Genomic DNA, 11,923 nt, shown 5'->3' on the forward strand with positions numbered 1-11,923 from the left:
ATAATTATTTTATTTATATATAAAGAATTAATGATTACATTTCTATTAATCGCAACGTTTTTGACTCCAAGAACATTCTGCTGACCATGTACAATATCTTCCTGGGTTTGTAGCAGAAGCTGAAACTATATAAGTTCCTGCTGCAGATACAGCAGATACAGCTGAAATAGCAGCAGATACAACTGGGCTAATCCCACCAAAACCTTCATTTTGCAATTCTTGTTCTTGAATTTCTTCTAATAAATCACCCGCTGGGCTTTCATCAAGTACTCTTAGTTTGTTTTTTGCAACTGGATTTTTCATAAGATTATGATTCATATGCATAATTGTTCACTATCCTTTGTTTATTATTTATTATCAATCGCAGCGTTTATAACCACTAGAGCACTCTGCTGAAATTGTACACACTCTTCCATAATTTGTTGCAGATACTGATACTACCACTGCAGAATTTACAATTGTAGTACTAACAACCACTGCGGACCAACCTACTGTTGGAGTAATTCCACCATTTACAGATTCTAATTCTTGTTCTTGAATTTCTGTTATGATATCACCAGAAGGATTAGTCATAGATGCTCCAAATTTATTTTTTGCAACTGGATTTTTTAATAAATAAGATTTTTGACTAAACATTTTTTGCTCCTCATAAAATTATTTTGTGGTTAAATCGTTACCGAATAATATTAAATTTTAGTGTTATAGTGTTAATCGCAACGTTCTCCAGCAAAGCATTCTGCTGAAATTGTACAATATCTTCCTGGATTTTGAGCCTTTGCAGATGCAGCTTTAATTATACCGCCTCCTGCTGCACTAACTAGTGAAAGAACTGTAGCAGTCACAGTAACTGCAGCAGGTGAAAGTCCGCCAACATGGCCATTTACATCTTGTTCAAGAATTTCTTCACCTATATCTCCAATCGGATTATCAAGATTAATTGCTAATTTTTTCTTCAAGACTGGGTCTTTTAATAAATTGGATTTGATCATTATAAAATACCTCCGCAAATTGTTTTTTTTGGTAACAATTACCACGATTACTATAATAAAACCTATATTCTGAATTTGTCAATATTTTATTTAATTATGAAAAATTTGCAAAAAACTTGACTTTTCACAGTAAAAATAGTAAATTTTGTCTTGTTATTAGTAAAATATTGAAATATTTAGGGATTTAAATCCAGTGAGGGGCATTTTTATGAAAAAAAAAGTATTTGCTTATGTAGGTAGTAGAAATCCAGAATCTCGTTTAACTTTATATATTAAAAATATGTTAGATAAACTCAATCAAATAAATGATATTGAATACGATTTATATACTGCGGATAAAACAAACATTAATCATTCTACAGGATGTAAAAACTGTTTTAATACGGGGATTTGCGATCTTGAAAAAAAAACAGACGATCATATGGAACTATTAAAGAGAAAAATGTTAGAAGCGGACTTTATTATTCTAGCTAGTCCTGTATATTCTCATAATGTTTCAGGAGATATGAAAGCGCTTGTAGATAGACTAAGTGCTTGGTGTCATTTAATGCGTTTAGCTGGAAAAGCAGGTATCGTTTTAGCATCTGCAGAAAGTAATGGAGCGATACATGTTTTGAATTATCTAGAGAAAATAGGGTGTTATTTAGGAATCAATGTAGTTGAAAAGATTGGTGTTGTGAAAATAGACCCATCTAGTGAAGAAAGATTTGAAGAATACATAGATTTAATTTCTCAATATTTAGGTGATAAACAAATTGTAAAGAGTAATGAAAAATTAGAAGCAGTTTTTAGTACTATGCAATATATTTTTGCTAATTATCCCGAAGATCATGTGGAACATCTATTTTGGAAAAATAATGGTTTACTAGAATGTAATGATTTTCAGGAGGTTCTTGATAAACAATTAGTTTTTCAAGATGTCTTTAACACCCAAGGTGTTTTAGTATAATAAAATATCCTACACATAAAATAGTTTATGCCTTTATATTTTCTCAAACTAGGAGTAAAATAATGAATCGTTAAGTATCAACTCACTATTGTAGGACCTATACTGGGAATTCTAAGCAATATATATCAGGAATCAAATAAGTAAATGACTTTATACAAGCAAACAAAGAAAAAACTCATCTTTTATGAAATAAAAGGTGAGTTTTTTTTACATATTTTTATAGTAGGCAATAGCATATAAAATTTTATAATGTTCTTATGGAATTATAAATTACAGCATCTTAATACACGTTAAAAATCTGTTTTTAAAATTGAAATACAGAGTAGCGATTACCTCTACATTTCTATCTTATGAAGCTAACTCGAACAGTTGATGAATAAATTCCTTTTGATTTTGGATAGATTCTCCTCATGAAACGAATTGATTTTTTAACAATATACATAGATTCTATTCCAGAAAAAATGAATTTCCCTGTATGAAGAAATATAATTCAAACATAGAAGGAGCCTGACTTTTAATAAACCAGTATTTTTGTCTCACTATATGATTCATATTTTTAATTTTCCATATTAATTACGCCCTTCTTAAGAATTCTAATATCAGTATTTTCATATTCGAGGGATATATTGTAAACATTTTCTTTTTCACTAAAAATATGCAATTGTGCATATGCATAAGAAGTTCATCTAAATATGTGATTTCTATGATACAATAAAAATTGTAAATATGTTCTAAAAGCAGCTGAGGGATCAGATCTCAACTCTGTAAGTTGTAGTGTCACTCTACCTAGAAAACTAAGAAATCTCAATATTCTTGATTAATCTGCTGAAAATAAATAATTCTGTTTTATAGAATATATTTATAGAGAGTTAACACGCCTCAATAATAATTACATTAAATCTAATATGTATTACTATCGTCAGAAACCCATTTTTAATACATCTTTTTTATATAACAAAAAAGCAAATTAACTATTTACTATTATTTGTTATGTCATGCAATGAAAATAATGAATGGATTTACTGTCAAGGCTACTAATGTTTAATGATTTAATTACTAAAGGAATCATTAACACGAGATATTGTATCTGCATCAGACTGTAAACTAAGTTCTTGTGCAATCTTATACTTCATTTAATCACTTGCATCTTTAACACCCTGTATCCAAACTTCATTATTAATTCTGCTAATTTTATATGCATCACTTCCTTCAATTCCAACATATTCATACATATTTTACACTAGTAATTTCTATGTTCTTCTATTAATTAGATGATTACCTTTAATTAAACTTTATGTCAAACCCATTTTTCTATTTAAATATTATTTAGCTGATTGTAATAGCCATACTATCTTTTTAATGATAGGTGAGACTTATAATTTGGTATATATTTTGTTCTGAATCTTCTTTTGTGATGAATTATCTTTAAAATACAGGTGTTGCGAAAATATTTTGCAGAAATTTCTTTGCTTAGATTGGCACGTTTCGCTTCAAAGGTGAAACAATTTTGAACAGAAACATTGATTAAACCTTTGAGTGCATAATCCTCATAGCTCGATAGGTATGTTCCGCGAGTGAAATCGAATGCAATAAATAGTGGATCAGAAGTATGATATTTAGGACAAACGATTTCAAGAATCTTCTTATAATAATTAAATAATCGTATTTTATCTTCTTCAGAATAGATATTATATTATTTTCGAAATGAATATTAAACACTGTTTATTTTCAATAGTAATAAAATCTTCTTTACGTAATGGGTGATTTGATTGATTAATGTTTATCATTCTTTTTATTGGGTTTGGTAAACCCCAGTATTTTTATATTCTATTTAAAGACCATATAAATATGGTTTACAGTGTTATCGAAGTACTGACATTTCTTCTTTTAAATAGTTAAAAAATAATTCAAAATCTTTTTTTCTGTAGTGATTCCCAAATATTATCTTTAGTAAACCTTTTTGATTTGTGCAGCCATTGAATGAAACTTTCCACATCGTAGGTATATTGATTGATTGTAGAAACATTTCTTCCTTTATTTGATAAATAAGAAGATAATAATTCTATTATATTTTGGGTCTCTATTGTAATCATGCTATATTTTTCACTCTTTACCCTCATACCTTTTGACTACTCTGTAAAATGTAGGGCTTGTCATATTACACTTCTCCATGGCGTATAGCGCTGTAATCTTTCCAAGTTTCCAATCGTTATATACATCGATAAATTCCTGTGTGATTTCAGTTTTTGGTCTGCCCAAATGCTTTCCTTTTTTCTTTGCAGCTTCAATACCCTCACGTTGACGAGTCTTTATTTTTGTTCGTTCTTCTTCAGCAAGCCACGATAAAATTTGAAGTACCAAATCAGTAATAAGATTTCCTAAACTATCTTTATATTGAGTTGTATCTAAAAGCGGCATATCTAATACGACAATATGAGCTTGAATATTTTGGGTAATATCTTTCCACTCCTCAAGGATAGCTTCTTTATTTCTGCCGAAACGGTCTAGGGAATGAATATATAAAATATCATCTTTTCTTAACATACGTTTTACGAGTTGATATTGATCACGATTAAAATCTCTTCCACTTTGTTTGTCGATAAAAATATCTCGTTCGTCAATGATGAGCTGTTTCATTGCTTCGAGCTGCCGATCTTCATTTTGATCTTTACTACTAACCCTTATATATCCGAATTTTCTTGTATTCAAAATAAATAGACACCCTTTCAAAAGTGTTTCTAATGAAATTATATCAAAAATACTTCAAAAGTTGTAATTAATTATTTAGCACTTCACAAGTATATTTTCGAACCTTTTGAAGTGCTAAATCGAGTAGGTTTCAATATACTTCAAAAGGTGTACCTTTCGAAGTATATAAATACCTCTTCTCATTCAATTCTGAAATTAATTTCCGGAACATTTTATTTATAAAAGTGAAACTTAGTTCATCTCTTTTTATAATTTGTAAAACTGCATAATTAAAATCCATGAAAAAAAACAGTGATATTCAGTAGGTGCACAAATATCACTGTTTTTTAGTTTAACATTTTATATGTTTTGTAAATTTCATTCTGTATTACAATAAAATTTCAATATCTATAGTTTCCAATAATAACTTGTATAATAATATGTTTCTGTTTTGTCGTTATATGTAAAGTATCCTTGTTTCCACATATTTATTTTTTCTATTGTTCCAAATGCATTAGTTTTATTAACATATTTCACTCTATCAGTCAGATTGTCATAAACCCGTTTGGAAATGCTAATATAATTAGGGTTTTTTGCCAAATCACTCACTTTAACAGACTTATTAACCGCATTTCCAGCCCAAAATAAACCTTTATTATTCGATTCTCCACCTACTCCTATTTTAGTACATAATACCTTTCCATCATCTAGTCCAATACCAAAATCAATTTCAGAATAAGTAGCAAGTAAATTATTTATTTCACTTTCAGCCAGCATATAACGCATATGCATAGCCGCTTTTACTGCATTACTTAATGTCTCTTTAGTGGTCCCTTGAAAAAAGACTAACATGCTGTCTCCATTAAAACTTCTAACACTTCCCCCTAATGAATGAGCAATTTTAACAATGGTATGAAAATAAGCCATGTGTATTTTAGCAACCGTAGACCTATTATGCTTATTTAAAATTTTAGTTGATCCGCGCATATCAATATGTAATACTGTTGATTCAAATCTTAACCCCTTGTTACCAAATGTTAGCTTGGAATTTTCTATATCTGGAACATAGGTAACGTCTTCAATTTCAAATTTTGTATCTAGAATTTCTTTTACCTTTTTAGTCATACTATCCTCTATAGACATTTCTCAATTCCTTTCTAAACCGAATGGTCATTAAAATTAATTTAATCTCTCATCCCATCATCAATCCATTTATTAAACTCTAATTTAATTACATCACCATGATAATATGTTCCATAAGAATCATGGTGTTGTTTTGTCCACCATCCTTCTACATTAGTATCAGGCATTCTTAATTTTTGTATTTTTATGTAATCGTTATAAAATCCACTAGACATTACGATATTACTAATGTTTCCTTTATTGCCTAGATCAGATAATTTAGCAGCTTTTGCTACAGATTCACCAATCCAAACTAAATTATTAATTCCAGAAGACTTCCTACCTGCTTTAACAGCTAATGTTATTGTCGTTGCTAATCCTATCCCAGCCTTGATTACAGGGAGTCCTCTCTCCTCTAATAATTTATTTAGCATCTTCATATAAGTATTTATATAAAAAGCTCTATTAGCAATGTCATAAATTTCCGATTGCTTTCCTGTTGAATACACCGCATAAACACAATCACCACGTATACCAATCTCTTTTAAATCATTATCAGTATCTTTTCTTAAAATTTCTATTATCTCAGAGGTAAATCCACGTATTACTTTTGCTATCTCTACATCATTTTCCCCTGAAAATAAAGTTGTAGAATCCCTTAAATCTACAAAAATGGCACCAGCCCATGCTTTATAACCGTTAGTATAAGTAAAATCTTCATCGCGTGGAAATTTATCGACTTCATTAACTTTATCTGTATTATCAAGTATTTCTTCTACTTTTTTCTTTCTTTCTTTATAATCATAATCCTTAAAATCCATTATTTAAAACCTCCTAACATTACTAAAATAACTCCTATTACATATAAAACTAGTACACTTGCTATTCCTAAGGAGGCATATTTAATTCCTTTGCTATAATAAGTATATTTAATTGTACAAATTTTAGCGTTTACATAGATTTGAGACAAAATATCTTCAAGCTCACCTTCCTCATTCGTATTAGTTACTTTTTCTTTGAATTCTAGAAAGTTATTTTTAGCTATAGTTTCAAAAAAATAAAGTGAACCATTATGGATTCCTTCATATGCTAATACATCTTTATTTAACCTAGGTATTAGAACCCTAACCAAACAATAAACTCCAAATATAAAGATAGACCACGAAATAACAAATAATAATAGATATAAGAAGTTTGCAAAATTAATGTGCTTAAGTGGTTGTGAAAGGATTTTTTGTAGCATATTAATAGAATTTTCAGATGTAAATATTGTAAGGAATACACCAAGTACTGCAATAACAATTGATGCTTTAGTGTCACAGCTTTTAATCCAATCTAGCTGTCGATCTAAACGTGCAATTAAATTATTCTTTTTATCTAAGGCGATATTTTCTGTCATAATTACGCTCCTACTAAATTATATTTACTAATATTATATAGCATTTTAAGGATTTTAAGGATATGTGTAATATTAAAAACGATATTTTTCATTATCTATATAATCCATTTATTCAATTCGAATTTTAGGACGGATAATATTTAAAAAGTAAAACTAAGTTCATATCTGTTTATAATTTGTAAAACACACCATTAAATATCCAAATAAAAACCCAGTGACTTCATGCGCACATACTGATATCACTGGGTTTTATAAGTTTAACATTTTGTATGTTTTGTAAAATTCATTTCCACTATAATCTTTAAAAATGTTCGAAAATCTTACCTAAACTAGGTATCCTCCAACATCATAATAATTGCATATCAACAATGTCCCACTACAAAACCCACAAACATTGTTTAACAGCGTTTGTGGGTTTTCTGTATGTCCACAAACTTTCATTTGGGAACGTTATTTTAAATAGGATATGTAAAGGCTCAACCCCACTACACTAGTAACACATAGTTAGACTAAATAAAAATGCTACTTTCAAAATACCAATAGCTAAAGAACATGCTTTGTTTGAAGTATATTTTATACAGATTTAGAGATTTAGAGATTTAGAGATTTACTAATTCAGCTAGTTTAGCAGCTATATCTCCGAGTGATTCTTCAGATGTATCTAATCCGCTTCTAGACGCTAATAGGGGTAGCACCACATGCCCATCAACTTAAGAATTTTCACTACCCCCAAGTGACAAAAAACGTTATTCTTTCTAAAAAGCTAGCTAGAAAGGGTGACATTTTTTATGAATCTTTCGATTCAAGATGAATTACAACTATTTTCTGAAGAACTGTATCGTCATTTAACCCCTTCTCTTTTGGAAGAACTCGCAAAAGAATTAGGTTTTGTAAAAAGAAAACGAAAGTTTTCTGGAAATGAATTAGCTACCATATGTATTTGGGTAAGTCAACGTACAGCGAGTGACTCGCTTGTTCGACTATGCAGTCAATTACATGCGGCCACAGGCACTCTTATGAGTCCAGAAGGACTCAATAAACGCTTTGATAAAAAAGCGGTTGAATTTTTGAAATATATTTTTTCGGCATTATGGAAAAGTAAAATCTGTGAAACATCGGCCATTTCAAGCGCGGCGCTCACGTATTTTCAACGAATTCGTATTTTAGATGCGACGATTTTCCAAGTACCAAAACATTTAGCCCATGTATATCCTGGATCAGGTGGTTGTGCACAAACAGCGGGTATCAAGATTCAATTAGAATATGACTTACATAGCGGACAGTTTCTAAACTTTCAGATAGGTCCAGGAAAAAATAATGATAAGACCTTTGGAACAGAATGCTTAGACACATTACGTCCAAGCGATTTATGTATCCGTGATTTAGGTTATTTTTCATTAGAAGACTTAGATCAAATGGATCAACGAGGTGCTTATTATATATCCAGATTAAAATTAAACCATACCGTGTATGTAAAAAATCCGTTTCCAGAATACTTTCGAAACGGAACCGTAAAAAAGCAATCACAGTATATCCAAGTTGATTTAGAACATATTATGAACAATTTAAAACCCGGTCAAACATACGAAATAAAAGAAGCTTACATTGGAAAGAATCAAAAACTATTCACACGTGTAATTATCTATCGTTTAACAGACAAACAGATACAGGAACGTAGAAAAAAACAAAGTTACACTGAAAGTAAAAAGGGTATTACATTTTCAGAAAAGAGTAAACGATTAACGGGTATCAACATATATGTCTCAAATACGCCTGAAGGAGTTGTTCCGATGGAACAAATACATGACTTTTACTCCCTTCGCTGGCAAATAGAAATTATTTTTAAAACGTGGAAATCCTTATTTCAAATTCATCATTGGCAAACTATCAAAAAAGAGCGATTAGAATGTCATGTGTATGGAAGACTTATTGCCATCTTTATCTGTTCTTCTACGATGTTTAAGATGCGTAAACTTCTTTTGCAAAAGAACAAAAGAGAATTAAGTGAATATAAAGCCATTGGGATGATTCAAGATCATGTATCGCTGTTATATCAAGCGATACAGAGAAACACCCAAAATCTAACAAAGATTTTAATCCGTTTGTTCGACCTCCTACAGAAGAATGGACGGAAATCTCATCGATATGAGAAGAAAACTATCTTTGATATTATGGGTGTTGTCTATGAGTATAATGGGTTTGGAAAACAAAAGAAAGCTGCATAATTTTTAAAATGAAACTCGTTAGAGTTTATTTGGTGTGTGTACTTTTCAATACCAAAAGTACATTACGTGTTTTTTAGTTTGTTTGAACGAAAGTTCATTTTGTTTTCGTTCTTAAGTTGATGGGCATGGGGTAGCACCAACAAAACGCGAATTTCGTACGCTAAGCAAATTTTCATAAAGAAAAAGCCGATTTCCTGTACGTTAAGGAATCGACTTTTTAATGAGTGACTTGATGTCTTTATTAGATTCAAGCTTGGTTAAATTAAATCTAAAATATCTTTTGGTGTATTTAATACATAATCAGCTTTTTCAAACCCTTCCTGTGTCTTTGAACCCCACAAAGCTAATGCGAATTTTACACCCGCACTTTTTGCACATTGCATATCGTATATAGAGTCTCCAATGTATATTGCCTCATGATTAGGAACACCTAATTGTTGTAAACAAGCTAATAATGGTTCAGGGTGTGGTTTGTGTTTATCTGTATCACACGCACAAACTGTATGTTCAAAATGACCGCTTAAACCAAATGGCTCGAACTCATCTATTAATTCTTGCTTAGTTTTTGATGTAACAATACCAAGCTTTAATTTACTAAGAGATAACTCTTTAATAATGTCTTCTAATTCTTCAAACACAGAAACTTCATGAGAAAAATCTAGTACAGATTCTGACCATTTCGGATGAACAACATCTATATTTTGTACATTTAATTTTTTCAATGTTTCTTTCCCTGGAATCCCTAATGCAAATCTTAAATCCTGTAACGCATAATCTTCCTTTAGTTCTTCTTTTAAAACTTTTTGTAAGGATTTTAGTATTGCCTTTTCTGTGTCTAAAATTGTGCCGTCTACGTCAAAAACAAGAGATGTAATCATAATAAAACCTCCCAATTTTTTAATCCACACTTGCAATTACTACTTCAACACCGTTTTCTTTCAAAGTGTTATACAAATCACTAGGCAAAGCTTGATTTGTAATGAATGTATCAATAGATTCAAACGTTAAAGCCTTATAATTTTGTCGTTGATTGCATTTAGTGTGATCTGCCACTAAAATAACTTGATCAGCATGTTTTATTAATTCACGCTTGAAATAAATATCTTCTTCAAAACCATAGTATATCCCGTCTTCTGTAATACCTGCTGTTCCAATAAACACCTTATTAAAGTGATAATCTTTGAGTTTTTCAGTGGTAGAAATCCCTGTAGTATGCCGAGAAACCTTATTTAAAGTTCCTCCCAAAAGATGAATAGTCGTATCTTCAGATTGAGCTAACATATAAGCACTATCAATCGAATTCGTCACAACAGTTACGTTCTGTGATTGTAAATGTTGTGCTACAAAGTTGACTGTTGTTGAAACGTCTAAATAAATCATGTCATTGTTTGTGATCATATTTGCAGCTTTCATTCCAATCGATTTTTTCGTTTCTAATTCAGTTTGTGAACGCTCTTGGTAAGTATCAATTTTCTTATGAAAAGTAGCTAAAGCCACCCCGCCATAGGTTCTAACTATTGCTTTATTTTTTGAAAGTTTTACTATATCTCTTCTTGCAGTATCTCGTGAGATATGAAACATTTCACACATTTGCTTTATATTCATGGTTTTATGTGTTTCTAAATAATTAAGGACTCGTATCAATCGTTCTTCTTGATTCATAAGTAACCTCCTTACGCTCATTTTAAGTTAATATAAGTTTATTTTCAAGTTGCTTTAAGCGTTATTATGTAAAAATACCTAGATTTTTAAGTTAATTTAAGTTACTTAAGCGAGAGGCTTTATTTGGTGCCTTTATAAATATTGTTTAATTCAATATAACAAGTCCCATAAACGACCGTTTATGGGACTTGTTTGTTTTTTTAACAAAAGCGTTAAAAACTCATCCATATCGAGTACCAAAACCCATATCCAAAAACAAAGTTCCTTATTTTAATTTAATGAGGTTTTTTGGTACTATTTTAATAGATATATTTAGATAGGAAGTGAAACAATTTGATTTTTGGTTATGCTCGTGTCAGCACAGAAGAACAAAATCTCGATATGCAAATAGATGCTTTGCAACAATATGGTGTAGAAAGGCTATATCAGGAGAAAATGACAGGAATAAAAAAAGAGCGCCCTCAACTCGAAGAGTTGCTAAAGATATTACGTAAAGGTGATAAGATAGTCGTTTACAAACTTGATCGAATTTCTCGATCTACAAAACACCTAATTGAGTTAAGTGAAAAATTCAAAGAACTAGGTGTAGATTTTATTTCTATTCATGACAACATTGATACATCTAATGCTATGGGGAAATTCTTCTTTCGAATGATGGCAAGTATTGCAGAATTAGAAAGAGATATTATTAGCGAACGTACCAAAACAGGATTAAACGCAGCTAGAGCTCGTGGAAAAAAAGGAGGAAGACCACAAAAACATACAGATAAGGTTGAAATGGCCCTTAAAATGTATCAAAGTAAAGAATATAGCATTAAACAAATTACAGAGGCTACTGGTCTAAGTAAAACAACATTGTATCGATACATTAACAAATAACCTCATTACT

General features: G+C 30.4%; 12 protein-coding genes and 1 pseudogene. 3 read left to right on the forward strand and 10 right to left on the reverse strand.

The window, feature by feature from the left end:
* Window positions 1-45 precede the first annotated feature (45 nt).
* The 3 genes from QCI73_RS29895 to QCI73_RS29905 form a co-directional block, all read right to left on the reverse strand.
* Entirely contained in the window at window positions 46-324 is a 279-nt protein-coding gene (locus tag QCI73_RS29895) for a plantaricin C family lantibiotic (protein ID WP_098674703.1), read from the reverse strand.
* A gap of 33 nt (window positions 325-357) precedes the next feature.
* On the reverse strand, window positions 358-636 hold the full coding sequence (locus tag QCI73_RS29900; protein WP_098674702.1) for a plantaricin C family lantibiotic: 279 nt from the start codon (window positions 634-636) through the stop codon (window positions 358-360).
* Between the two features lie 71 nt (window positions 637-707).
* Window positions 708-989, reverse strand: a complete 282-nt coding sequence (locus QCI73_RS29905; RefSeq protein ID WP_200730597.1) for a plantaricin C family lantibiotic — start codon at window positions 987-989, stop codon at window positions 708-710.
* A gap of 208 nt (window positions 990-1,197) precedes the next feature.
* Between QCI73_RS29905 and QCI73_RS29910 the strand changes: the two genes are divergently transcribed.
* Window positions 1,198-1,938: a flavodoxin family protein gene (locus tag QCI73_RS29910; RefSeq protein WP_200730596.1), complete on the forward strand. Its 741-nt coding sequence runs from the start codon at window positions 1,198-1,200 to the stop codon at window positions 1,936-1,938.
* A 2,103-nt stretch (window positions 1,939-4,041) separates the two neighbouring features.
* Here the strand turns inward: QCI73_RS29910 and QCI73_RS29915 are convergent.
* The 5 genes and pseudogenes from QCI73_RS29915 to QCI73_RS30925 all read right to left on the reverse strand — a co-directional run.
* Complete coding sequence (locus QCI73_RS29915) at window positions 4,042-4,647, reverse strand: recombinase family protein (protein ID WP_200730595.1); 606 nt, start codon at window positions 4,645-4,647, stop codon at window positions 4,042-4,044.
* 387 nt (window positions 4,648-5,034) lie between these two features.
* Window positions 5,035-5,751, reverse strand: a complete 717-nt coding sequence (locus QCI73_RS29920) for an adenylate/guanylate cyclase domain-containing protein (protein ID WP_353824159.1) — start codon at window positions 5,749-5,751, stop codon at window positions 5,035-5,037.
* A 59-nt stretch (window positions 5,752-5,810) separates the two neighbouring features.
* Complete coding sequence (locus QCI73_RS29925) at window positions 5,811-6,569, reverse strand: adenylate/guanylate cyclase domain-containing protein (protein ID WP_353824160.1); 759 nt, start codon at window positions 6,567-6,569, stop codon at window positions 5,811-5,813.
* Window positions 6,569-7,147: a Pycsar system effector family protein gene (locus QCI73_RS29930; RefSeq protein WP_242267236.1), complete on the reverse strand. Its 579-nt coding sequence runs from the start codon at window positions 7,145-7,147 to the stop codon at window positions 6,569-6,571. The genes QCI73_RS29925 and QCI73_RS29930 overlap by 1 nt, the downstream gene beginning before the upstream one ends.
* Before the next feature lie 599 nt (window positions 7,148-7,746).
* Window positions 7,747-7,842, reverse strand: a pseudogene (locus QCI73_RS30925) (toll/interleukin-1 receptor domain-containing protein); the annotation flags it as partial.
* Between the two features lie 93 nt (window positions 7,843-7,935).
* Between QCI73_RS30925 and QCI73_RS29935 the strand changes: the two are divergent.
* Window positions 7,936-9,372 (forward strand): IS4 family transposase, encoded by a 1,437-nt coding sequence (locus tag QCI73_RS29935; protein ID WP_001053964.1) that lies wholly within the window; start codon window positions 7,936-7,938, stop codon window positions 9,370-9,372.
* 257 nt (window positions 9,373-9,629) lie between these two features.
* On the opposite strand, the gene QCI73_RS29940 is transcribed toward QCI73_RS29935, so the two are convergent.
* Together QCI73_RS29940 and QCI73_RS29945 are read right to left on the reverse strand one after the other, a co-directional pair.
* Window positions 9,630-10,250, reverse strand: a complete 621-nt coding sequence (locus QCI73_RS29940) for an HAD family hydrolase (RefSeq protein WP_076868482.1) — start codon at window positions 10,248-10,250, stop codon at window positions 9,630-9,632.
* Between the two features lie 19 nt (window positions 10,251-10,269).
* Entirely contained in the window at window positions 10,270-11,034 is a 765-nt protein-coding gene (locus QCI73_RS29945) for a DeoR/GlpR family DNA-binding transcription regulator (RefSeq protein WP_076868481.1), read from the reverse strand.
* A 333-nt stretch (window positions 11,035-11,367) separates the two neighbouring features.
* On the opposite strand from QCI73_RS29945, the gene QCI73_RS29950 reads away from it, so the two are divergent.
* Window positions 11,368-11,913 (forward strand): recombinase family protein, encoded by a 546-nt coding sequence (locus tag QCI73_RS29950; RefSeq protein WP_076868480.1) that lies wholly within the window; start codon window positions 11,368-11,370, stop codon window positions 11,911-11,913.
* Window positions 11,914-11,923 lie beyond the last annotated feature (10 nt).

This window comes from Bacillus cereus group sp. MG16 (assembly GCF_040459875.1).
Lineage (GTDB): Bacteria > Bacillota > Bacilli > Bacillales > Bacillaceae_G > Bacillus_A > Bacillus_A paranthracis.